The 23,730-nt window shown below is 62.3% G+C and carries 22 protein-coding genes; 12 read left to right on the top strand and 10 right to left on the bottom strand.

The window, feature by feature from the left end; all coding sequences use genetic code 11:
* Positions 1 to 187 precede the first annotated feature (187 nt).
* Positions 188 to 1,255 (top strand): purine-nucleoside phosphorylase, encoded by a 1,068-nt coding sequence (locus tag PPGU16_RS21655; RefSeq protein WP_180724802.1) that lies wholly within the window; start codon positions 188 to 190, stop codon positions 1,253 to 1,255.
* A gap of 202 nt (positions 1,256 to 1,457) precedes the next feature.
* On the opposite strand, the gene PPGU16_RS21650 is transcribed toward PPGU16_RS21655, so the two are convergent.
* Entirely contained in the window at positions 1,458 to 1,766 is a 309-nt protein-coding gene (locus tag PPGU16_RS21650; protein WP_180724801.1) for a DUF4148 domain-containing protein, read from the bottom strand.
* 180 nt (positions 1,767 to 1,946) lie between these two features.
* Positions 1,947 to 2,951 carry a LysR family transcriptional regulator gene (locus PPGU16_RS21645; protein WP_180724799.1) on the bottom strand — a complete coding sequence of 335 codons (1,005 nt, stop codon included), beginning with the start codon at positions 2,949 to 2,951 and terminating at the stop codon, positions 1,947 to 1,949.
* Positions 2,952 to 3,148: 197 nt separating this feature from the next.
* On the opposite strand from PPGU16_RS21645, the gene PPGU16_RS21640 reads away from it, so the two are divergent.
* The 5 genes from PPGU16_RS21640 (at position 3,149) to PPGU16_RS21620 (ending at position 12,462) form a co-directional block, all read left to right on the top strand.
* On the top strand, positions 3,149 to 4,003 hold the full coding sequence (locus PPGU16_RS21640) for an alpha/beta hydrolase (RefSeq protein WP_180724797.1): 855 nt from the start codon (positions 3,149 to 3,151) through the stop codon (positions 4,001 to 4,003).
* Positions 4,004 to 4,041: 38 nt separating this feature from the next.
* A complete protein-coding gene (locus PPGU16_RS21635; protein WP_180724796.1) occupies positions 4,042 to 5,334 on the top strand; it encodes an efflux RND transporter periplasmic adaptor subunit in 1,293 nt (430 codons plus the stop codon).
* A gap of 73 nt (positions 5,335 to 5,407) precedes the next feature.
* Positions 5,408 to 8,593, top strand: coding sequence for an efflux RND transporter permease subunit (locus PPGU16_RS21630; RefSeq protein WP_180724795.1), 3,186 nt, complete (start codon positions 5,408 to 5,410; stop codon positions 8,591 to 8,593).
* A gap of 17 nt (positions 8,594 to 8,610) precedes the next feature.
* On the top strand, positions 8,611 to 10,167 hold the full coding sequence (locus tag PPGU16_RS21625; protein WP_180725172.1) for an efflux transporter outer membrane subunit: 1,557 nt from the start codon (positions 8,611 to 8,613) through the stop codon (positions 10,165 to 10,167).
* Positions 10,168 to 11,133: 966 nt separating this feature from the next.
* Positions 11,134 to 12,462, top strand: coding sequence for an Nramp family divalent metal transporter (locus tag PPGU16_RS21620; protein ID WP_180724794.1), 1,329 nt, complete (start codon positions 11,134 to 11,136; stop codon positions 12,460 to 12,462).
* 101 nt (positions 12,463 to 12,563) lie between these two features.
* Here PPGU16_RS21620 and flhC read toward each other — a convergent pair whose 3' ends face one another.
* The 6 genes from flhC to PPGU16_RS21590 form a co-directional block, all read right to left on the bottom strand.
* Entirely contained in the window at positions 12,564 to 13,190 is a 627-nt protein-coding gene (flhC, locus tag PPGU16_RS21615) for a flagellar transcriptional regulator FlhC (RefSeq protein ID WP_054933767.1), read from the bottom strand.
* A 17-nt stretch (positions 13,191 to 13,207) separates the two neighbouring features.
* Positions 13,208 to 13,528, bottom strand: coding sequence for a flagellar transcriptional regulator FlhD (gene flhD, locus PPGU16_RS21610; RefSeq protein WP_007585797.1), 321 nt, complete (start codon positions 13,526 to 13,528; stop codon positions 13,208 to 13,210).
* A gap of 546 nt (positions 13,529 to 14,074) precedes the next feature.
* Complete coding sequence (locus tag PPGU16_RS21605; protein ID WP_180724792.1) at positions 14,075 to 15,289, bottom strand: YeeE/YedE family protein; 1,215 nt, start codon at positions 15,287 to 15,289, stop codon at positions 14,075 to 14,077.
* A 231-nt stretch (positions 15,290 to 15,520) separates the two neighbouring features.
* Positions 15,521 to 16,249, bottom strand: coding sequence for a 2OG-Fe(II) oxygenase (locus PPGU16_RS21600; RefSeq protein WP_180725171.1), 729 nt, complete (start codon positions 16,247 to 16,249; stop codon positions 15,521 to 15,523).
* Between the two features lie 178 nt (positions 16,250 to 16,427).
* Positions 16,428 to 16,955: a GNAT family N-acetyltransferase gene (locus tag PPGU16_RS21595; protein WP_180724790.1), complete on the bottom strand. Its 528-nt coding sequence runs from the start codon at positions 16,953 to 16,955 to the stop codon at positions 16,428 to 16,430.
* 9 nt (positions 16,956 to 16,964) lie between these two features.
* Positions 16,965 to 17,834: a helix-turn-helix domain-containing protein gene (locus tag PPGU16_RS21590; protein ID WP_445260888.1), complete on the bottom strand. Its 870-nt coding sequence runs from the start codon at positions 17,832 to 17,834 to the stop codon at positions 16,965 to 16,967.
* A gap of 129 nt (positions 17,835 to 17,963) precedes the next feature.
* Here PPGU16_RS21590 and PPGU16_RS21585 point away from each other — a divergent pair, with 129 nt between their 5' ends.
* The 5 genes from PPGU16_RS21585 to PPGU16_RS21565 all read left to right on the top strand — a co-directional run bounded on the left by PPGU16_RS21585 (position 17,964) and on the right by PPGU16_RS21565 (position 21,183).
* Positions 17,964 to 18,218, top strand: coding sequence for a hypothetical protein (locus PPGU16_RS21585; protein WP_007585681.1), 255 nt, complete (start codon positions 17,964 to 17,966; stop codon positions 18,216 to 18,218).
* Positions 18,219 to 18,414: 196 nt separating this feature from the next.
* Positions 18,415 to 18,783 carry a nuclear transport factor 2 family protein gene (locus PPGU16_RS21580; RefSeq protein ID WP_180724787.1) on the top strand — a complete coding sequence of 123 codons (369 nt, stop codon included), beginning with the start codon at positions 18,415 to 18,417 and terminating at the stop codon, positions 18,781 to 18,783.
* Between the two features lie 41 nt (positions 18,784 to 18,824).
* Positions 18,825 to 19,064, top strand: coding sequence for a hypothetical protein (locus tag PPGU16_RS21575; RefSeq protein ID WP_180724785.1), 240 nt, complete (start codon positions 18,825 to 18,827; stop codon positions 19,062 to 19,064).
* An 88-nt stretch (positions 19,065 to 19,152) separates the two neighbouring features.
* The gene (locus tag PPGU16_RS21570; protein ID WP_243460652.1) at positions 19,153 to 19,482 is read left to right on the top strand and encodes a hypothetical protein; all 330 of its coding nucleotides are present in this window, start codon (positions 19,153 to 19,155) and stop codon (positions 19,480 to 19,482) included.
* A gap of 138 nt (positions 19,483 to 19,620) precedes the next feature.
* On the top strand, positions 19,621 to 21,183 hold the full coding sequence (locus tag PPGU16_RS21565; RefSeq protein ID WP_180724784.1) for a tetratricopeptide repeat protein: 1,563 nt from the start codon (positions 19,621 to 19,623) through the stop codon (positions 21,181 to 21,183).
* An 84-nt stretch (positions 21,184 to 21,267) separates the two neighbouring features.
* Here the strand turns inward: PPGU16_RS21565 and PPGU16_RS21560 are convergent, their stop codons facing one another.
* Both PPGU16_RS21560 and PPGU16_RS21555 read right to left on the bottom strand, forming a co-directional pair.
* Positions 21,268 to 21,675, bottom strand: a complete 408-nt coding sequence (locus PPGU16_RS21560) for an Hsp20/alpha crystallin family protein (protein ID WP_180724782.1) — start codon at positions 21,673 to 21,675, stop codon at positions 21,268 to 21,270.
* A 16-nt stretch (positions 21,676 to 21,691) separates the two neighbouring features.
* The gene (locus PPGU16_RS21555) at positions 21,692 to 22,132 is read right to left on the bottom strand and encodes an Hsp20/alpha crystallin family protein (RefSeq protein WP_007585671.1); all 441 of its coding nucleotides are present in this window, start codon (positions 22,130 to 22,132) and stop codon (positions 21,692 to 21,694) included.
* A 584-nt stretch (positions 22,133 to 22,716) separates the two neighbouring features.
* Between PPGU16_RS21555 and deoC the strand changes: the two genes are divergently transcribed.
* Entirely contained in the window at positions 22,717 to 23,727 is a 1,011-nt protein-coding gene (gene deoC / locus PPGU16_RS21550; protein ID WP_180724781.1) for a deoxyribose-phosphate aldolase, read from the top strand.
* Positions 23,728 to 23,730 lie beyond the last annotated feature (3 nt).

Genomic DNA, 23,730 nt, shown 5'->3' with positions numbered 1-23,730 from the left:
TCGTTTCTGGCGCACGCTTTTCGTATTGCAGTGCTTTTTCGATTTATGCGAATCAGCTATTCGAAATGACAAGTGGAATTAGCTAATGGAAAACAATTCGACGCCGCCTATACTTAGCTCCGCCCTGTTACGCGAGGGCATGCATTCCATTCCCCATCCTTTAACGAGTTTAAAGAAAGGACTTGTCATGGTAACTCGCACGGTAGGCGCATTGACGGCTCTGGCACTGGCGGCATGCACGGCAATCTCGCCATTGGCGAATGCGCAGGACGACAACTTCGCGCAAGGCAACGGCGAATCGCACGGCCGGCCCGTCAAGGTGATGATCATTTCGATGTTCGGGCCGGAAGGACAGGTATGGCTCGATAAGCTCGGGCCCTGGCAGGACATTCCTGTCGCGGGTCTCTCGCCGGATTATCCGAACATCCATTGCAACCGGCAGGACATCTGCGTGATGACGACGGGCATGGGCCACACGAATGCCGCTGCATCGACCATGGCGCTCGCGTTTTCGTCGCGTTTCGATTTGCGGCACACGTACTTCATGGTGGCGGGCATTGCGGGCATCGATCCGATTCAAGGGACGGTCGGCTCCGCTGCGTGGGCCAAGTACCTTGTCGACTTCGGTATTCAGTGGGAAATCGACGGACGCGAAATTCCGCCGGGCTGGAACACCGGCTATCTCGGCATCAATACGAAAAGCCCCTCGGAGAAACCGCCGCTCGATTACCGCACGGAAGTGTTCCAGCTAAATACACGGCTTGCCGATACGGCTTTTGCGTTGTCGCGCCACGTGGTGTTGGCCGACAACATGGATGCACAAAACGCGCGCGCCAAATACAGCTATGCGCCCGCCAATCGTCCGCCCACCGTGATTCAGTGCGACACGCTAGCAGGCGATACATGGTGGTCCGGTACGAAGCTGGGCGAACGCGCGCGCGACTGGACGAAGATTCTCACCGACAACAAGGGCGTCTACTGCACGACACAACAGGAAGACAATTCAACCTATGAAGCGTTGAAGCGTGCCGCCAGCGTCCACCGCGTCGATTTGAATCGCGTTGCGGTATTGCGCGCGGGTTCGGATTTCGATCGCCCTTATGATGGACAGACGAGCGCCGACAATCTGCTCAATTACGCCGCGCAAGGCGGATTCAGTATCGCGCTCGAGAACCTCTACCGTGCGGGCAATCCACTCGTTCAGGACATCGTTTCGCATTGGGGCGAATGGCGCAACGGCGTGCCACAACGCTAATTGCGTAGAGCAGAACGTTAAATCCGCACCCATGCAAAGCGCTCAATCGCTTTCATGCGATTGAGCGCAGTACACACACTTCGCTATCTTCTGGCGCACACTTAGTGCGAGCGATAGGGCGTCCAGACGGGAATGTCCGAGGCCCAGTCATCGAGTTCCGATGGGCTCATGTTTGACTCCTGCGATCAAAATAAAATAACCGTTACTGGCCGCGCGCGACGCGCACGCTGCCGTCGCTTTGCGCTTCGAGGCGCTCGGCTTGCGTGCGACCGATCAGGCCTTGTTCGGGGTACGAGGTCTTGTTCAGCGAAGGCAGCGTGCCGTCGCGATACGCGTCGGTCACTTCCGCGCGCACTTCTGCGCGAGACTTCGGTGCCGATGCGCTAGCCGAGTGTTGCCACCATTGATCGTTGTACGATCCTGCGCGGCCGATGCCACCGCCACCGCCGGCAAATGCCGGTGCGCTGACGAGCAGCGAGAGAGCAAGACCTGCCAGCAGATTGCGCTTCATGATTCACTCCTGTCGATTCAGATTCATTTGCTACGCCGATATGGTCCGGCGTTGCGACAGGGTGAAATGTAGGCTTTGACGCGCGGGCGATAAACCCGGCTTTCATGAAATGAATTGTCGCAATTTCAGAACAATCGCGGCGCGATGCCGCGATCGTCCCTTAAACAAAGGCCTGGCGGCCTACGCGACCCACTCTGTCATGACGGGCGTTTTGAATTCCGGCGCCGTCTCTTTCTGCTCGAACGTGCGTTGCGTGCAGGTCTTGTCGAGGCTTGCGCGGCCGCTCAGCAGCGGGCAGCGATCGAATATCTCCGCAATCCAGTCGACGAACACACGTACTTTCGACGACAGATGCCGGCTATGCGGATACACCGCCGAAATAGGCATTGGCAGCGGTTTCAGGTCGGGCAGCACTTCGACGAGCTGGCCCGAACGCAGATGCGGCAGGACCATGAAGAGCGGCGGCTGGATCAGGCCAAAGCCTTCGAGGCCACACGTCACGTAGGCATCCGCGTCGTTGACGGACACCACGCCCTTCATTTTCACCTCGACTTCCTTGCCGTCGACGAGAAACGACCAGTCCATAATCCGGCCGGTGCGGCTCGAGAAGTAATTGACGGCCTTGTGCTGCTCGAGATCGTCGAGCGTCTGAGGAATACCCGCGCGTTCGATATACGCGGGCGCCCCGCACGTCACGCCTTCGAATAACCCTATTCTGCGTGCGACCAATGACGAATCCTGCAGCGCGCCGACCCGCACCACGCAATCCACACCTTCCTGCAACAGATCGACCGGGCGGTCGGACAAGCCGAGTTGCAGATCGATATCCGGGTACTTCGTGTGGAATTCGCACAGCGCGGGGATCACGAGCAGTCGCCCGATCGATCCCGGCATGTCGACGCGCAGCTTCCCATTCGGCTTCTTGTTGCCGCTCTGGAAACTCTGTTCCGTCTCTTCGACGTCCGCGAGAATGCGCACGCAACGCTCGTAGTACGCAGCGCCGTCGGGCGTCAGCGACAGACGGCGTGTCGTGCGATGCAAGAGGCGCGTGCCGAGAAACGCTTCGAGATTCTGGATGATCGTCGTGACGGAAGCGCGGGGTAGATCGAGCGTTTCCGCAGCCCGGGTGAAGCTGTTGGTGTCGACGACCCGGGTGAACACTTGCATGGCCTGGAGTCGGTCCATTGCAAACCTCCGAAAGAGCCGGAGCACTGGTGAAGCAGCCGCATCAGCCATTTAACGATTGGCTAAGGCGCCGAATAAAGTCATTCGATTGTTCAGGTGCACCGAATTGTGTTGCCGGATTATAGGCATTTATTTGGAAGTCTGCTGGTCCCACAATTCGCACCATTCGATAGCTTCGCGCATTGCGCTGTTCCGACATGGATGCATTCAACCCGCGTCACACCTTTGTTCCGTCCGGCGCGAGCCTCGGCGAAAACGCCGCGTCGCTCGACGTCACCGACGTGCGCATCGAAGGGTACGCGCAGGACATCACATTGCGCCTTTACCGGCGAGCCGCCGCGAAAAGCGGTCTGCCGATCCTGCTCTATTTTCACGGCGGTGGTTTCGTGCGCGGCTCGATCGAGGAAGCCGATTACGCCGCACGCTATTTCGCGCAGCACACGCCGGCACTCGTCGTGTCCGTCGGCTATTCGCTCGCGCCGCAGTTTCCGTTTCCTGCTGCGCCCGAAGATGCGCACCGCGCCGCGCTGTGGGTGCAGACACGCGCACGGGCGTTCGGCGGCAACACGAAAAAAATCGGCGTAGCGGGCCACGATGCGGGTGGCTCGCTCGCCAATTGCCTTGCGTTCATCGGCCGCGATCGCGGGGATGTGCGGATCGATGCGCAGGCTTTGTTCGGACCGATGCTCGATCCGAGCCTCACGCGTCTTGGCGACGAGAAGCGCCTGAGCTCGGACATCACGGCGAGCGAATGCGCGGCGTGTTATCGCGCGTATCTGCCGCAGGCCGCGCAGCGCATGCATCCGTATGCCGCGCCGCTCGAATCGGTGCGGCTCGCCGGCTTGCCCGCGACGCTGATTGCAACCGCGCAAAACGACGTGCTGCACGTCGAAGCGGAGAAGTACGCAAGCAATCTGATCGATGCGGGCGTGCAGACGCAGGTGGTTCGCTACCCGAGCGTGTCGCACGCGGCGCTGGCCAATCATCCGGCGGCGTTGCTCGAGGCGGTCCGATTCTTCCAGTGGCGCTTCGATGAGCGCGCACTCCGATAAACAAACTTCTATTAACTAAATTAAATCCGGAGTCTGTCATGTCTGTTTTTCCTCTCTCGCGTTCGAAGCTGGCGGTTGCGGCGCTAGCGGTGCTTGTGATTGCCGGCCTCGGCACGTTCGGCGCGATTCGCGTCGACGCACGCGCGCCCGCGCAAGCCGCGCCGACTATCGTCCCGGAAGTCGACGTCGCCACTGTTGTGCAGAAAACCATTACCGACTGGCAAACCTACTCGGGCCGTCTTCAGGCGGTAGAAAAGGTCGACGTGCGACCGCTCGTGTCGGGCACGATCGTGTCCGTGAACTTCCAGGACGGCGCGCTGGTGAAGAAGGGCGACGTGCTGTTCGTCATCGATCCGCGTCCGTATCAGGCGGAAGTCGATCGCGCGGCCGCGCAACTGGCGGCCGCGCAGTCGCGCGCGGGCTATACGCAAAGCGACTGGGAGCGTGCGCAACGGTTGATCGGCGATAGCGCGATTGCCAAGCGCGACTACGACGAGAAGCAGAACGCCGCGCGCGAAGCGACAGCGAACGTGAAGGCCGCGCAGGCCGCGCTCGAAACCGCGCAGATCAATCTCGGCTATACGAAGATCGTCGCGCCCGTGGCGGGCCGTGTCTCGCGTGCGGAGATCACCCTCGGCAACGTCGTGAACGCGGGCGCAAGCGCCGCGCCGCTGACGACGCTGGTGTCCGTCTCGCCGATCTACGCGGAGTTCGACGCCGACGAGCAGACGTACCTGCAGTACATCAGCCAGGTGAAGGGCGACAACAAGGTGCCCGTCGAACTCGGCCTCGCCAACGAAACAGGCTATTCGCGCAAGGGCACGATCCAGTCGGTCGATAACCGCCTCGATACGTCGTCGGGCACGATCCGCGTGCGCGCGCGTTTCGACAACGCCGACGGCTCGCTCGTGCCGGGTCTGTATGCGCGCGTGAAAGTGGGCGGCAGCGAGCCACACGGCGCGCTGCTGATCGACGATGCCGCAATCGGCACGGACCAGGACAAGAAGTTCGTGTTCGTCGTCGATAAGGACGATCACGTCGCCTATCGCGAGATTCAGCCTGGCGACCTGCAGGGCAATCTGCGCGTCGTGAAGGGTGGCTTGCACGCGGGTGACCGCATCGTCGTGAACGGCACGCAGCGCGTGCGTCCGGGCGCGCAGGTCCGCGCGCACATGGTGCCGATGGGCGATGGCGACGCGAATAGCGCGCCCGTCGCAGACGACGCACAGGCAGAGAAGCAGGCGCTGCTGAACGGATCGAAGCAGAAGCACGCCGAACCGCAAGCGCAGGCACAGGCGCAGCCGCGCACGAAGGCGCGCAAGGATTCGTGATCGGTCCACACCTACACGCAATCCTTCGATGCATGCGCACAAGACGTAAGCGCTCCAATATCAAGAGCTTTACATGAACATATCCAAATTCTTCATCGACCGGCCGATCTTCGCTGGCGTGCTATCGGTCCTGATTTTGCTGGGCGGGCTGATCGCAGTGTTCCAGCTGCCGATCTCCGAATACCCCGAAGTGGTGCCGCCTTCCGTGGTGGTGCACGCGCAATATCCGGGCGCGAATCCGAAGGTGATCGCCGAGGCCGTTGCGTCGCCGCTCGAAGAGCAGATCAACGGCGTCGAGAACATGCTGTACATGCAGTCGCAGGCGAATAGCGACGGCAATCTGACGCTGACGGTCACGTTCAAGCTCGGCACGAATCCCGATCTCGCGACGCAGCTCGTGCAGAACCGCGTGAATCAGGCGCTGCCGCGTCTGCCGGAAGACGTGCAGCGTCTCGGCGTGACGACGATCAAGAGCTCGCCGACGCTGACGATGGTCGTGCACTTGATCTCGCCGAACGACCGCTACGACATGACGTATCTGCGCAACTACGCGCTGCTCAACGTGAAGGACCGCCTGGAGCGGATCAAGGGCGTCGGGCAGGTGCAGCTGTGGGGCGCGGGCGACTACGCGATGCGCGTGTGGCTCGATCCCGCGAAGGTCGCGCAACGCAATCTGACGGCGATGGAAGTCGTCAACGCGATCCGCGAGCAGAACATTCAGGTGGCAGCAGGTGTGATCGGTGCATCGCCGTCCGTGCCTGGCACGCCGCTGCAACTGTCGGTGAACGCGCGCGGCCGTCTGAAGACAGAGGCCGAGTTCGGCGACATCGTCGTGAAGACGGCGCCCGACGGTGCGGTCACGTATCTGAAGGATATCGCGCGGGTCGAACTTGCAGCCTCGGAATACGGCCTGCGTTCGCTGCTCGACAACAAGCCGGCTGTGGCGATGGCGATCAACCAGTCGCCGGGCGCGAACTCGCTGCAGATCTCCGACGAAGTGCGCGCAACGATGAAGGAACTCGCCGCTGACTTCCCGGCGGGCGTCGAGTACAAGATCGTCTATGACCCGACGCAGTTCGTGCGTTCGAGTATCGAAGCCGTCGTGCACACGCTGCTCGAAGCGATTGCGCTCGTCGTGATCGTGGTGATCGTGTTCCTGCAAACGTGGCGTGCTTCGATCATTCCGTTGATCGCGGTGCCCGTGTCGATCGTCGGTACGTTCTCGCTGCTGCTTGCATTCGGGTTCTCGATCAATGCGCTGTCGTTGTTCGGGATGGTGCTTGCCATCGGTATCGTGGTCGACGATGCGATCGTGGTGGTAGAGAACGTCGAGCGGAACATCGAAAGTGGCTTGAGCGCGCGAGATGCGACCTACAAGGCCATGCAGGAAGTGAGCGGGCCGATTATCGCTATTGCGCTGACGCTGGTCGCCGTGTTCGTGCCGCTCGCGTTCATGACGGGTCTGACGGGCCAGTTCTACAAGCAGTTCGCGATGACCATCGCCATCTCGACGGTGATCTCGGCGTTCAACTCGCTGACGCTGTCGCCTGCTTTGTCAGCGCTGCTGCTGCGCGGCCACGACGTGAAGGAAGACTGGCTGACGCGCGCGATGAACCGCGTGTTGGGACCGTTCTTCAGGGGCTTCAACAAGGTGTTCCATCGCGGCTCGGAAAGCTATGGGCGCGGCGTGAACGGCGTGCTCAAGCGTAAGGGCGCGATGCTCGTCGTGTACGCGGTGCTGCTGGGCCTGACGGTGCTGGTGTCGCGTGCCGTGCCGGGCGGTTTCGTACCGGCGCAGGACAAGGAGTATCTGATCGCGTTCGCGCAGTTGCCTAACGGCGCGTCGCTCGATCGGACCGAGAAGGTGATTCGCGACATGGGCGCGATTGCGCTGAAGCAGCCGGGCGTCGAAAGCGCGGTGGCGTTCCCGGGTCTGTCGGTGAACGGCTTCACGAATAGCTCGAGCGCGGGCATCGTGTTCGTGACGCTCAAGCCGTTCCATGACCGCAAGGGCAAGGCGCTGTCGGCGGGTGCGATTGCAGGTGCACTGAACCAGCAGTACGGCGCGATCAAGGACTCGTTCGTCGCCGTGTTTCCGCCGCCGCCTGTGTTGGGTCTCGGCACGCTCGGTGGCTTCAAGATGCAGCTGGAAGATCACGGCGCGGTTGGTTACACGGAGCTGAACAAAGCGACGGAAGCATTCGTCAAGAAAGCTGCAACGACGCCCGAACTCGGCCCGACGTTCTCGAGCTATCAGATCAACGTGCCGCAGGTGAACGTCGATCTCGACCGTGTGAAGGCGAAGCAGCTGGGCGTGCCCGTGACGGACGTGTTCAGCACGATGCAGGTGTATCTCGGCTCGCTGTACGTGAACGACTTCAACCGTTTCGGCCGTGTGTACCAGGTGCGTGTGCAGGCGGATGCGCCGTACCGCCAGCAGGCCGACGACATCCTGCAACTGAAGACGCGCAACGTGAATGGCGACATGGTGCCGTTGTCGTCGCTGGTGACGGTGACGCCGACGTATGGTCCGGAAATGGTCGTGCGCTACAACGGCTACACGGCGGCCGATATCAACGGCGGCCCGGCGCCTGGATACTCGTCGGGTGAAGCGCAGGCAGCCGCTGAGCGCATCGCGGCACAGGTGTTGCCGAAGGGTGTGAAGCTCGAATGGACTGATCTGACGTATCAGCAGATCATCGCGGGCAATGCGGGGCTGTGGGTGTTCCCGATCAGCGTGCTGCTGGTGTTCCTCGTGCTCGCTGCGCTGTACGAGAGTCTGACGCTGCCGCTCGCGGTGATCCTGATCGTGCCGATGAGCGTGCTGTCCGCGCTGGCGGGTGTGTGGCTCACGCAGGGTGACAACAACATCTTCACGCAGATCGGTTTGATGGTGCTGGTGGGGCTGGCGTCGAAGAACGCGATTCTGATCGTCGAGTTTGCGCGTGAACTGGAGCACGACGGGCGTACGCCGCTGCAGGCCGCTATCGAAGCGAGCCGCATGCGTCTGCGTCCGATTCTGATGACGTCGATCGCGTTCATCATGGGCGTGGTGCCGCTGGTGGTGTCGAGCGGGGCGGGTTCCGAAATGCGTCACGCGATGGGTGTGGCCGTGTTCTTCGGGATGCTGGGCGTGACGCTGTTCGGCCTGATGTTGACGCCAGTGTTCTACGTGGTGCTGCGGACGTTGGCGGGCGGCAAGATCCACGTTGCACAGAAGGATTCGCCGCATCTCGTCGCGCATACGACGGACGCCTGATGGAGAAAAAAATGACAATGAAAAGCTTTGAACAGATGGGCGGCCTGGGTCGCGCGGCAGCAAGCACGCTGCTGATGTTGCTGCTCGCGGCGTGCTCGGTCGAGCCGACATACAAGCGGCCCGATGCGGCGACGCCCGCGGCCTTCAAGGAAGCGCCCGTAACGGCAACGACGACGGATGCAGCGGCGACGCCGCTGCCTGCGAGCGAAGCAGGCACGTGGAAGACGGCTGAGCCCGCCGAGGAAGCGCATCGCGGTGAATGGTGGACGATTTTCGGCGACTCGACGCTCAACGATCTGGAAAAGCAGGCCGGCGATGCGAACCAGAACCTGAAGGCAGCCGCGGCGCGCGTGCAGGAATCGCGTGCGCTGACGCAGCAGGCGCGTGCGGACTGGTTCCCGTCGTTCGATGCGGGTTTCGGGCCGACGCGCGAGCGTCTGTCGCCCGCTTCGCAGTTCCAGCCGAACGACGCGCATGTACCGACGCAAACGCTGTGGCGCGCCCAGGTGACGGCTGCGTATGAAGTCGATCTGTTTGGCCGCGTCAGCTCGAACGTGAACGCCGCGCGTGCCGACCAGGCGCAGAGCGAAGCGTTGTTCCGCTCGGTGCAACTCGCGTTGCAGGCGGATGTCGCGCAGAACTATTTTCAGTTGCGCGAGTTCGACACGCAGTTGAGTTTGTATCGTCAGACGGTGACGTTGCGCGAGAACGCATTGAAACTGGTCGAGCGCCGCTTCAACGAAGGCGACATCAACGAGCTCGACGTGTCACGCGCCCGCAATGAACTGGCGACGGCGCGTGCCGATGCCGTTGGCGTGGCGCGTCAGCGCGCGGCGTCCGAGCACAGCCTCGCGATTCTGCTTGGCAAGGCGCCTGCGGAGTTCTCGTTCCCCGAGACGCCGCTTGCTCCTGTGACGGCGCGCGTGCCTGCTGGATTGCCGTCTGCGTTGCTGGAGCGTCGGCCGGATATCGCGGCGGCGGAGCGCGCGATGGCGGGCGCCAATGCGCGGATCGGTCTGGCCAAATCGGCTTTCTTCCCGAAGCTCGATATCACGGGTGCGTTCGGTTACGAGTCGACGACGCTCGGCGATCTGTTCCAGTGGTCGAGCCGCGCGTTCCTGCTTGGTCCGTTCGCTGGTACGGCGTTGACGGTGCCGCTCTTCGACGGCGGACGACGCAAGGCGAATCTCGCGAATGCGCGCGCGAAGTATGACGAGGATGTGGCGCAGTATCGTCAGCAGGTGCTCGTGGCGTTTCGTGAGGTTGAGGACAATCTGTCCGATCTGCGCTTGCTGACTGATCAGACGCGTGAGCAGAATGATGCTGTCAATGCGTCGAAGCGGGCGGAGCATTTGTCGCAGACGCAGTATCAGGAAGGGCAAGTCGCCTATCTTGATGTGATCGATGCGCAGAGGCAGACGTTGCAGTCGCAACTGCAATTGAGTCATCTGGCGGGGACGCAGGCTGTCGCCACGGTCAACCTGATTCGCGCGCTCGGCGGGGGGTGGGGGGAGGTGAAGGCTGATGTCGGCGGCGCCGACGGCGCGCAATCGCAGCAAGTGGCGAAGCGGTAGGTTTTTTTGTCTGCGACGCTGGGTGGGTTTGCTGGTATTTGTGCTGGTATTCGGTGGTGGCTGCGCGAGCGGTTTGGTTTGCTCGTGCGGTCGTTGGCATCCGCGTTTTGTTAGCGTGCTTCATGCGTTGCCCCTGTGCGGGGCGGCACCTACTTTTCTTTGCCGCCGCAAAGAAAAGTAGGCAAAAGAAAGCGGCTAACACCGCCAGTTCTCGTATTTGCCTGAGGGCCCCCAAAGGGTCTTACGCTTCACACGGCAACCACGTGACCCACGTCCGTTGCCAGCGCTCTTGCAGTGCGCCTCACCCGCTTCACACGCCCGCACTACAGCACGCCGAGCCAGATCGTCCACGGCCGCCCAGGTGGCAAACTGTGTGTAGGCCCAGGTACTCCCCACGCCTCACTTCGGACCGATAGCGCACGCGCCCCACACTGTAGGAGCGCCAAGCTATACGCCGCGACAACCTACACACAGTTTGCCACCTGGGCGGCACATACCATTCGCTGCCACATGCCTTTGTACGGGTATTCGAAGCGGGTGAGGCGCTTATTTGGAGCGTTGGCAACGCACGCAAACAAAGATGTTGCCGTGTGAAGGGTGGGGCCGTAGGGGGCCGTGGATGGGAATTCGGGCTGGCGGTGTGAGCCGCTTTCTTTTGCCTACTTTTCTTTGCGGCGGCAAAGAAAAGTAGGTGCCGCCCCGCACAGGGGCAACGCTTGAAGCACGAAGGCAAAACGCGGATGCCAGCGCAAAGCTAACCACACCCCGGCAGCACCTACCACTTCCGCGGATACCGACGAAAAAGCAAACCCACCAACCAGCGCCGTGGAAGCACTCCACGCCCCTCCCGGGACACGTCCCCATATTTCTTTGTACACTTGAAGCCGTTTCGCGGCAGCGATCCACGTTCGCGATAGCGACCAACACCCACCGCACTGCGATATCACTCCCTCGAGGTCACCGGCTTTGCAGTTCAAACTTCCAACCACCGCTACCGCGCCGTTCTGCCCATCCGAGGTGCAGGGCTCCGTGACCGTCACGCAGTCCGCGCCATTCTGGAAAAAAATCCTTCAGTTCGCAGGCCCCGGTCTGCTGGTGTCGATCGGTTATATGGACCCCGGCAACTGGGCCACCGATATCGAAGCCGGTTCACGCTATGGCTATAACCTGCTGTTCGTCGTGGTGCTGTCGAGCCTCGCGGCGATGGTCCTGCAGTGTCTCAGCATGCGCCTCGGCATCGTGACGGGCCGCAATCTCGCGGAGCTGTCGCGCACGCGTTATTCGCCCGGCGTCGCGCGTATTCAATGGCTGCTCGCCGAACTGTCGATCATCGCCTGCGATCTCGCCGAAGTGCTCGGCGGCGCGCTCGCGTTTCATCTGCTGTTCAAATGCTCGCTGACGGTCGGCGTGATTCTCACTGCCTTCGACACGCTGATCGTGCTCGGCTTGAAGGGCAAGAATTTTCGCGACCTCGAGGCGATCATGCTCGGCCTGGTCGCGACCATCGGCCTCGGTTACGTCATCGAACTGGCGCTGGTTCATCCGCACTGGCCGTCCGTCGCAGCGGGGCTCGTGCCGTCGTGGCAAGCCGTCAGCGAACGCGAGCCGCTCTATCTCGCGATCGGCATTCTCGGCGCGACGGTGATGCCGCATAACCTGTATCTGCATTCGTCGATCGTGCAGACGCGCGCGATCAAGCGCGACCACGATGGCATCGCGAGTGCGATCTCGCTGTCGCGTATCGACACGATCGTCGCGCTCTTTCTCGCGCTGCTGATCAACGCGGCGATCCTGATTCTCGCGGCGGCCGCGTTCCATTCGACGGGGCATACCCAGGTCACCGAAATCGAAGACGCCTACCGGCTGCTCGCGCCCATCGTCGGCACGGGCTTCGCAGCTGTGTTGTTCGCGATCACGCTGCTGGCGTCAGGGCAAAGCTCGACGTTCACGGGCACGGTGGCCGGACAGGTCATCATGGAAGGCTTTCTGCAACTGAAGATTCCGTGTTACCAGCGGCGCTTCATCACGCGCGCGCTTGCGCTGATTCCCGCGCTCGTCGGCGTGCAGTTGCTCGGCAACGGCGCCGTCGGCCAGTTGCTGGTCGCGAGTCAGGTGGTGCTGAGCCTGCAGTTGCCGTTCGCGCTCTATCCGCTGATCCGCATGACGAACGACCGCGCGCTGATGGGCGAATTCACGAACCGGCTACCGACGCGCATCATCGCTTGGGCGCTGTTCGTCCTGATCAGCGCGGCGAATATCTGGCTGGTCGTGCAGACGTTCGGGTTCGCAGGCTGAGGCTTTGAAGCCCGCATAGAGCGCAGACGAAAAAAAGCCGGTCTCGCGAGACCGGCTTCAAGATGATGCGTAGCTTCGGATGGACTGAGCGATGCGCGGCGCTAGGCCGCCAACGCAGTTTCCTCGAGCATCTGTTCTTCGAGTACTTCGATTTCTTCCGCGACTTGCGGTACGGAAACGATGTCCTTCTCCGCCTCGCGCTTCGCGGCAGCGGCTTTCTTCGTCTTGCCCGCGCGCGACGGCGGCTGGCAGGCGCCGCACACGACGTTGTGCTGCAGGTCGTGCTTGTGCGCGACGAACTTGCCGCTGCAACGGCAGCAGGGCGTCAGTTGCAGGATGTCGGCGTCGAAGAAACGCACGAGCGTCCATGCACGCGTCAGATCGAGCACCGGCTCGGTCTCGCTGTGACGGCAATGTTCGAGGTACAGGCGATAACCCTTGGTCAGCGCGTCGAGGTGCGAGCAGCGCGCTTCGTTCTTCAGGAACAGGTACGTGTTGTAGAAGAGCGATGCGTGAATGTTCGCAAGCCACGTCATGTACCAGTCCGCCGAGAACGGCAGCATGCCCTTCGGCGGCGATACGCCCTTGACCTCGCGGTACAGGCGGATCATCCGGTCGCGCGACAGCGTCAGCTCGCTTTCGAGCACCTGCATGCGCGCGCCCAGTTCAATCAGTGCGATCGCGCGGAACACTTCCTGCGCGTCTTCGGTAAGGCTCTTTTTCAGCATGGCAGTCCTCTCCGGTCTTAAGCGAACTGCTCTGCGGGCTGTCCGGCCAGCAGGATGGCGGCATGCGTCGATGCCACTTCCGCGTGACGGGACGTGTGCGTCAACGCCGACAACATCGTGTGGTCGTTGAAGCGGAAGAAACACAAAAGCTGATCAGAGCTGGCCAGCTTGACGATCTGCGCGAGCGACAGCCCGGCAAGAATATCAGCCAGCTCCGACGACAAGCCCAGGCGGAACATGCCGACTGCCTTGTCCTCGCGCAACATGCGTTGTGCGAGCATGATGTAAGACAAATTGATTTCGCGGATTGAATCCAGCGTCTCGCTGCTACGGTCCATTTTCTCTTTTCCGAAGCCCCGAATTACTCTTATCGGCATTTTCTGCCGTTATGGTCTTATGCCCCGCCGGACACTGAAGATTTCCGGCGTCAAGTTGGTGCACAGATACAACCGGCCAACCTTTGATACAAGCCGTTACATTTCGTAACAGCTTGGGCGGAATTGTATGAACAGGATTTCCGAAAATCAACACCTTTCTCAAAAAAAAGATACGACAAAACAACACTCGTTTCGGTAACTCTTTCATGGACGCGTCATAATCGCCAGGCAGGCGGAAAACGTTTGCAGCGGCCTTCGGTTAAACCCTTGTCAGATAAGGCTTCAAGCAAGAGTTTCCGATTTACGCATGCAATCTGGCTTATGCGAAAACCATATGAGTTCAGAAAGCGGAGAGAAAGAAAACAAAAAACCGGCAGGTAAAAAATACGCTGCCGGTTAGCGGATGAGGGATAACCCGAGATGTAACGAAAAGGAGTTACAAGCGGGTAGGAATTTGTAACGACTGCGGTCTGAGTTGTTACAGACCCGGCCGGAGTTTGTAACGGCTCAACAGCCGGTTTGGCGGATACGTTCGACTTCCAGTCCGAAAAGGGGTCGCAGCCGCGTGCCGATGACGTTGCCAGCAAATGCGGCGACGAGCCACAGCCAGCCATGCAAGCTGCCTGACACGATGCCGCTGAAATACGCGCCGATGTTACAACCGTAGGCCAGCCGGGCGCCGTAGCCGAGCATCAGGCCGCCCACGACGGCCGCGATGAGGGATCGCATGGGCACACGCCACACAGGCGCGTAGCGGCCCGCCAAAGCGGCCGCAGCCATCGCGCCGAGCACGATGCCCGCATCCATTACGCTCGTGACATCGCGTGTAACGGACGATGCGAGGGCAGTGGCATTTGTGTGAGAACTCCAGTAAGGCCAGTTGGCGACGTCGATGCCCGCCAGCGAGAAGAGCTTCGCGCCCCACAGCGCGAAGGCCGAGGTCACGCCCCACGGACGGCCAGACAACGCGAGCGTCGCAAAGTTGAGCAGTGCGAGCGCGACCGCGCCGGCGAACAGCGGCCACGGGCCGTGCAGCCACGGCGACGTGTTGACGGCGCGCGGCGCGTCGTTGACGAGGCGCCCGTGCCGGCGTTTTTCGATGACGACCGTCAGCGCGGCAATCGCCGCAAACACGGCGAGATTGACCACGATTGCCCAGCCGGCGCCCAGCGTCGTAACAAGCGAAGTCGGCTTGAGCGACGGCAGCGCGGTCCAGAACGGCATATGCGCGGTGGCGACTACCGAGCCCACGATGAACGCCGCGAGCGTCACCAGCATGCGCGTGCTGCCGCCGCCGACCGTGTACAGCGTGCCGGACGCGCAGCCGCCGCCGAGCTGCATGCCGATCCCGAACATGAACGCGCCGACGATCACCGACGTGCCCGCAGGCGACACCAGCCCCGCGACGGGATGGCCGAACAGCGAACCTGCCGACAGCGCCGGAAAAAACAGCAACACGCCGATGCCGAGCATCAGCATTTGCGCGCGCAGTCCGGCGCCGCGGCCATCGGCGATGAACACGCGCCACGCGGACGTGAAGCCGAATGCCGCGTGATACAGCGACATGCCGAGCAGCGCGCCCACCACGTAGAGCGCCGCCTGCCGGCCGCTGACGGTTTGCGCGAGATAGACCGCGCCGAGCGCGACTAGAAGGAGGGAGAGGGCGAGCGGCTTCGGATTGATGTCGAAGCGGCGCGGAAGCGGTGTAGCGAGATCAGACATGACGAACGTTGTGTGAGCGTGTGAAGCGGGTAGACAGTGCGGAGCACGTGAGCACGGCGACGGTGCATGCCGTGCGTGCGTGGGCGCGATCGGATGATGAAGATATGCGGTTTCGGGCGCTGGTTTGCAACCGGAAGCCGGTCAAACAACATAGCACGTTGTGACGGATGATGCCGCGCGCGGCCTGCGAGTTGGCCACGTGACGCGTGGCGCTCCGCAAAGTCGTAAGACCTATTTTGCGTCGTGGAAAATCACGCCAAGCGTATGCCGATGCCCCGAGCGCAACCGGCTCACGCCATGCCGCATGTTCACGCGATACGCGCCGCGCGTGCCCTGCACGGGCCGATGATGCACCGCGAAGATCACCGCGTCGCCCTTGCGCAGCGGCACGACTTCCACGCGCGACTGCATGCGCGGACGCTGCTCCGTGAGCACGAACTCGCCGCCCGTAAAGTCCTTGCCCGGTTCGGACAGCAGGATCGCGAGCTGCAAGGGAAAAACGTGCTCGCCATACAGGTCCTGATGCAGGCAGTTATAGTCGCCAGCCGCGTACTGGAGGATCAACGGCGTCGGACGCAATTGCCCGGCCTGATGACAGCGGCGCAGGAAGTCGGTGTGCGTCGGCGGAAAGCGGATGTCGATGCGCATGGTTTCGTTCCAGGCATTCGCGAGCGGCGCGAGATGCGGATAGATGGCCGTGCGTAACGCGCCGATCACGTCGGGCAGCGGATAGTCGAAGTATTTGTACTCGCCGCGCCCAAAGCCGTGCCGCGCCATCACGACACGGCTGCGATAGAGATCGTCGCGTGGATAGAGCGCGCTCAAGGCGTCGCACTCGTCGGCGCTCAGCAGGCCTTCGAGCATCGCGCAGCCGTGCGCGTCCAGGTCGGCTGAAGCATGCGGCCAGTCGATCGCGTCGACGCGTCGTTCGATGGATTGCGGCGTGGCGAGTGCGGGCATTGGCCCACGCCCATCTTTGTTCGCCGGTTCGTCACCGCCGAACAGCGTGGCTTGACTGTCGAATGCGAGATCTTGCATGAGCGGCTCCGTGGCGGCTTCGGCCTTGTCGATGCCGCTCACTTTACGCAAGCGGCGGCGCTCGCACACTCCGGGGCTTGCTGTCTAATTCGCCGCGCGTTCAGACGAACCGCACCATCAGATCGGCATCGTGAAACACGCCGTCGATGCACAGCGCGTCCGGCTCCGTCCCATACACGCGAAACCCCAGCGATTCGTACAGCGCGCGAGCCGAACCGTTCGCGCTCGTGACGAGCAGCACGACCTGCCGCAATCCGTCGATCTGCGCGGCGCGCGTGAGCAGCTCCGTCAGCAGCGCGCGCCCGACGCCGCGTCCCGCTGCTTCGTCGGCGACGTACATGCCGATCACGTAGCCCTTATGGCGTTCCTTGTGTCGCGTCTCGCGCAGCAGCCCGACCGTGCCGACGAGCGCGCCATCCGTCGACGACCACGCGCCCAGCAAAAAGCTGCCGGATGCGGCATGCGTGCCGTCCAGCATGGAATCGTGTTGCGACGGGCCGCGCTCGATGGCCTCTTCATAGCTTTGCCCGAACGCGGCGGGGTGCGTTTTCAAACCGCGCAAACGCAGCGCGAAAAACGCGTCGCGGTCGGCGGGCCCTAACTGGCGGATCGAAATATCTTCGTGCATGCGCGTCTCTCAGTCGCTCGAAACGTTCGACGACGCGCGCGTTTCGGCGAACTTGCGCAGCGCCTCGCCCGTTTGCGGATCGGCGGGGAAGAAGGCTTCGATCGCGAGTTCGGAGAGCGTGACGTCGACGGGCGTGCCGAACACGGTCGTCGTGCTGAAGAACGACAGCACACCGAGTTCGGTGCGCAGGCGCAGCGGCACGGCAATCTGCTCGAGCGGCGACGCGGGGCTGTCGTCGGCAGGTTCGGCGTCGGGCGGCGTCGGGTAGGCGGCCAGTTCGTCGTAGAGCGCGGCGAGCGTCGGGTCGGCGCTGACATCGATCTGGCGCTGCAGCCGCGACAGCAGATGCGCGCGCCACGCATGCCAGTTGGCGATCTGCGACGCGATGCCGTCCGGATGCATCGACAGCCGCAGCGCGTTGACGGGCGCTTCGAGCAGCGCGGGCTTCGCGGCCGTCAGCAGCGGCGCGAGCGCGTTGTTCGCGGCGACGATCGTCCAGTGCCGGTCGATGGCGACGGCGGGATACGGCTCATGGCCCTTGAGCACGAGATCGATCGCTTCACGGGCCGCGTCCAGTTGAGGGTCGCCCAGTTGCCGCTCGCGATAGAGCGGCGCATAACCCGCCGCGACCAGCAGCGCATTGCGCGCCCGCAGCGGCACGTCGAGCCGTTCGGCCAGATGCATGACCATTTCACGGCTCGGCAGCGCGCGGCCCGATTCGACGAAGCTCAGATGGCGCGTCGAAATGTCGGCCTCGGAGGCGAGCAGCAACTGGCTCATCCGGCGCCGCTGACGCCAGTCGCGCAGCATGTCGCCGACCGTGCGGCTCATCGAAGGGGCGCCCGGGGACGCGGACAGGGTGGCAGTGAGCGTGTTCATGGCGTCGATGATAGCCAAACCCTGGCGCAATTCCATTACCTCCGAGGTAATGCGTCGCCGCGCGTCCGGTCGCCGGCACGGCCAAACGCGCTCATACTGAAGTCCCTTGCGACCGTTCCGGAGGTGAACATGTGGGACAAGATCGAGCACAACGGCCAGGAAGTCTGGGTGCTTCCCGTCACGGCCTACGGGCCGCCCGTGCCGGAGACCTTGTGGCACTACGTCGGCTATGTGTGCCATCACGGCGCCGACGCGCATCTTGCAGGACAAAGCCGCCGCTTCCAAGAACTCGTCGCGACGTTCCACAGCGAAGAGGAAGCGCGCGAAGCCGGGTATGACGCAGGCCGGCGGCTCGCCGATCAGATCAGCACCGCGAACGCATAGCACGCGTTCGCCGCATCCACTCCGAAAGACTTTCTCTCCGGCACCTGCGCGCTTTGAAGCGGCAGGTGCTGCCGGATCATTACCTCCCGCGTAATCGACGCACGTACGTTCATCGACGAATCTTCAGTCCGAGGCCGCCGCAAATACGAAACACGCGGCGGACTTCTCGACCCTCCACCGACTGAAGGAATCCATGATGAACGCGCATACCGCACTGATCGACCGTTACTTCGACGCCTGGAACGAAACCGATGCCGGCCGCCGCCGCGAGCTGATTTCGGCGACCTGGGCGAACGATGCCGCCTACGTCGATCCGCTCTTATCCGGCAATGGACACGACGGCATCGACGCGATGATCCACGCCGTCCATGAACGCTTTCCACATCACACGTTTCGCCGCACGACCGAGGTCGACGGCTTCGCGGATCGCCTGCGCTTCTCGTGGGAACTGTTGACGCCCTCGGGTGCTTCGATCGTGAAGGGTTCCGACTTCGGCGTCGTCGAGTCGGATGGCCGGCTGCAGTCGGTCACCGGCTTTCTCGACGAAGCGCCCGGCGCCGCCTGACGCATAGCAGCCATCCCACATACCAAGACAGGAGAACGATCATGCATGAGCCCGCCGTCACCTTGAGCGTCGACGCGTATGCACGCGTGCAGGACGCAATCGATGCGGCATCGGGTGCCATCGCCGGATTTGCGCTGCTCGCAGGCGCCCGCGCATTCACGTTCATTGCGCTCGTCGCGTGGCGTGAGCCGGTGCTCGGCGGCGCGGGGCTCATGCTGCTCGCGCTGGTCGGCTGGATGAGATGGTGTTTGTGTCCGAATATGTCATCGGAGAACCGTTGACGCCGTGGTTCGTCCTGACTAAAGTGCTGCGCAAGCGTAATGCGGATGTCAGATTCGAATTTCAACAAGACCTCGGGGAACGCAAGACATGCAAACGACGAACAACATCGGAACGATGGGCACGGGCAGCACGAATAGCGCAGTCGGCAGCAGTGCCGGCGCGCAATCGGGCAACAAGCCGAGTTTCAAGGAACTGCTCGATCAACTGACCGATTACACTAAAGGCACCACGGGCGAGCGAATCGAAAAGATGATTCTCGCGAAGCTCGGCATCACGGAAGAAGACCTGAAGAAGATGTCGCCCGAAGAGCGTGAAAAGGTCATGCAGAAAGTCCGCGACATGATGAAGAAAGAACTCGAAGCGCAGAAACAGCTCGAGGAAATGCAGAAGGACCACAAGATCCGCGTGTCAGTTTGATGACACGAAGCGGCATGGCGTGACAGCAGCGGAAAGACGCTCAAGCGAAGGCAACGCGGAGGCAACGCGAAGGGGCTCGCGTACAATCGACCCCTCCGTCTCCGGGCGCGACGCGGCGTTGCGCCGAACCGCTGCATCATGAATCACGATATCGCTCAAAGCCTCGCTGACGCGCAGCAGAAGTTCACCGCCGGCCAATACGACGAAGCGGCAGCGCTGCTGCACGGCATTCTGTCGATCGATCCGAACCACAACGAAGCACTCGAAGCGCTCGGCTACGTCGCGGCGAAGCAGGGCGATTACGCGCGCGCAGCCGACTACGCGACGCGCGCCGCGCAGCCCGCCTCGACGACCCCGCAGCAGCTGCATTTCGCCGCTCACATCTGTCAACTTGCAGGGCGTCACGCCGACGCCATTGCGCTCTACGAGCGCGTGCTTGCCGCGTATCCCGATCACGCGGAATCGCTGCATGGCGCGGCAATGTCGCTCGTGGCGACGGGCGAGCACGAACGCGCGCTGCAACGTCTCGCGCGGCTGACGCAGCGCTATCCGCAATCGGCCGAAGTGCACTACAACCGCGGCACGCTGCTCGGGCAGATGGAGCGCTATGACGAAGAACTCGCCGCGTATCGCCAGGCGATCGCATTGAAGCCCAATTTCGTCCGCGCGTACGTGAATCTGGGTGTCGCGTTGCGCGATCTGCATCGTTTCGACGAAGCGTTGCAGCAGTTCAAAAAAGCCGTGTCGATCGATGCGAACGATGCCGGCGCGCGCACCAATCGCGCGCAGACCAATCTGCTGCTAGGCGAGTTCGAACATGGCTGGCGCGAATATGAATGGCGCTGGCTCGATGGCACGATGAATCACGGCTTTCCCGACGCGACGCTGTGGACGGGCAAGCAGCCGCTGGACGGCACGACGGTGCTCGTGCATGGCGAGCAGGGTTTCGGCGACACGGTGCAGTTCATCCGTTTCGTCGGTCGCCTGAGCGCGATGGGCGCCCGCGTCGTCGTGCGGGTTCAGGATGCGTTGCTGCCGCTGTTGCTCGGCTATCCCGGTGCGGCCGAAGTGATCGGTGAAACGGCGCCGCTGCCTGCATTCGACTATCACATTCCGATGCTCAGTCTCGCGTTCGCGTTGAAGATACGCGAAACCGATTTGAGCACCGAAAGCCCCTACATTCGTGCGGATTCGCAACTGGCCGCGCAATGGGCCGACCTGTTTGCGCAAGACGATGCAAGGCCGCGCGTGGGCATCGTATGGTCGGGTAGCCGCACGCATCTGAACGACCGCAACCGTTCGATTCCGCTCGCGCAATGCATCCCGTTGTTCGATGCGAACGCGCGGTTCGTTTCGCTGGTGAAGGACGTGCGCGAAAGCGATCGCGCGTGTCTCGATGATTGCGTGGCGCGCGGCGTGTTGCGCGATGTGTCCGACCGGCTGACGAGTTTCGCCGAGACGGCCGCGCTGATCGCGCAACTCGATCTCGTGATCACCGTCGATACAGCCGTTGCACATGTTGCCGGCGCGCTCGGCAAGCCCGTATGGATAGCCTTGCCGTTCACGCCCGACTGGCGCTGGCAACTGAAGCGCGACGACAGTCCGTGGTATCCGCAGATGCGTCTGTTCCGTCAATCGAAGCGCAATGACTGGAGCGACGTGATCGAGCGTTTGCGATCCGCGCTGGATTTGCAGGCATAGCGCAACGCAGCAGTCGTTTAGCGCAGGTAAAAAAACGGAGCACGCCGCAATCGCGGGTGCTCCGTTTTCACTTCGATACAACGCTTAGCCGAGTTTCACTTCGATTCGCCGCGGCTGTGCCTGCTCGCGGCGCGGAATGACGAGCTTCAGTACGCCATCTTTGAGGTTTGCTTCGATCTTCGACGTGTCGAAGTCGTCGCTGATCGAGAAGCGTCGCGCGAAGAAGGGCGCGCGCACTTCGGCATGCGAGAGCCGCACGTTCGATGAAGCCGGGACCGTGGATTCACCTTCGATCGTCAGGCTGCCGTCGTGCACGCGAATGTCGAGTTTGTCCTTCGACACGCCGGGCAGATCCGCCCATAGCGTCACCGCCTTGCTGTCCTCGACGATATCGACGGGCGGCGTCAGCGTCACGCGGCGTTCCTGCTGGCGCGCGCCATTGCGGCTCACTGCGCTCTCGTCGCGCTGGGTCACTTGAGTGTTGTCGCTCATGATGTATTCCTCGCCCTTATTGAACCGTGATGGCGCGCGGCTTCGACGCTTCGCGCTTGCCGACCGTGATCACCAGACAGCCGTCGACATAACGCGCCTGCACATTGTCGGGATCGGCTTGTTGCGGCAGTTCGACGACACGGCGGAACGCGCCGTTGAAGCGCTCCTGTGCATAGGCGCGTGCGCCTTCTTCCTGTGCGGGGCGTGCCGCCGCGCGCTCGCCTGCGATGGTCAGCAAGCCCTTGTCGATCGATAGCTCGAGCTTCGAAGGATCGATGCCGGGGGCGAATGCGACGATCTCGATTGCTTCGTCGGTCGTGCCGATGTTGAGGCTCGGGAACGTGCCGGCACGGCTCGAACGCAGGCTCGAAGGGAAGCCGTTGAACACGCTCGACATATGGCGCTGCAAGCGGTCGAGTTCGCTGAACACATCGGTTCCGAAATACAAGTCACTCATGGTCGCTCTCTCCTCTGAGCGGCGAGACGCGCCGGCCTGAGTGTGCCGGTTTGCCTGTCATGCCGCGACGAACGAATGGATACATGCAGCGCCGTCGTGTCGATGCAGCGGCTGCCCTGATGACTCGATAGATAGGAAGCCTGTGCAAACTTTCAAGTGCGATTTCTGCAAAAATTGGCCCCCTTGAAATGGGCTTCCGGCGACCTCAACTGGATGCGTTTGTGCGGCGCATCCAACGCTTGTTCTGCATGCGTCGCCGATCTCGACGAATCCGTCGATCCTCACGTCCCTCATGACACACCGACGTTTAGCGGCAACTTGCACCGAACGTCGTTTCAAAGTTTGTGACATCGCCTGGCCCCAGGCTCTTCCGCTCACACCCTGGTGAAAACACCAATGCCGGTCGTCGGCTGCGCCCAAAGCCTTGCCGGATAAGCCTTCCGACCGCCCGAACCGGGTCAGCCACGTCCGTGATCGCTGGAAACGATCGTAACGAAGCTTGTTAGAATCCTCTCAAGCGATGTACGATGCATGCAAATAAACCATCAGCCGTTGCGGTGCATTGCACAAACTTGCGGATGTCTATGCCTGAAGCTCCTACCCAGTCCTCGTCGGTCGTCGCGCTGCGACGCACGGCCCACGTTCATCCCGCCCGTAATCCGGGCGTGCCCTTCGATCTCGCATGGCTCGATGGCCTGCGCGTCAACCAGTCGGCCGTAGAACGGCGCACGGCGACGCTCGGCACGCGCCGCACCGTCAAGAAGGATGCGCAGGCCGCATGGCTGTTGAAAGCCGTCACCTGCATCGACCTGACGACGCTCAACGGCGACGACACGGAAGGCCGCGTGCGGCGTCTGTGCGCCAAGGCGAGACAGCCGGTGCGCGCGGACATCCTCGCGGCGCTCGGCGTGCCGCCGCATACCATCACGACGGGCGCCGTGTGCGTGTATCACCGCTATGTCGCGGCCGCCGTCGATGCGCTCGCCGGCAGCGGCATTCCCGTTGCGGCCGTTTCGACGGGCTTTCCGGCCGGTCTGATTCCGCATCCGCTGAAGCTGAAGGAAATCGAGGCATCGGTGGCCGACGGCGCGCAGGAAATCGATATCGTCGTCACACGCGAGTACGTGCTGACGGGCAACTGGCAGGCGCTCTATGACGAAGTGCGCGATTTCCGCGCCGCGTGCGGCGAAGCGCATCTGAAAGCGATTCTCGCAACGGGCGATATCCAGACGTTGTCGAACGTCGCGCGTGCATCGATGATCTGCATGATGGCAGGCGCCGATTTCATCAAGACGTCGACGGGCAAGGAGGGCGTCAACGCGACGCTCGACGTGTCGCTCGTGATGGCGCGCATGATCCGCGAATACCACGCGCGCACGGGCATCCTGATCGGCTTCAAGCCGGCGGGCGGCGTGTCGAACGCGAAGACGGCGCTGCTGTATCAGATCCTGATGAAAGAAGAACTGGGCCGCGCGTGGCTCGAGCCCGAACTGTTCCGCTTCGGCGCATCCAGTCTTCTCGCCGATATCGAACGCCAGCTCGAGCATTACGCGACTGGCCGTTATTCCGCCTTCAACCGTCACCCTGTTGCCTGAGCA

It is taken from the genome of Paraburkholderia largidicola (genome assembly GCF_013426895.1).
GTDB classification, from domain to species: Bacteria; Pseudomonadota; Gammaproteobacteria; order Burkholderiales; family Burkholderiaceae; genus Paraburkholderia; species Paraburkholderia largidicola.
This window is presented reverse-complemented; position numbering and strand designations above follow the sequence as displayed.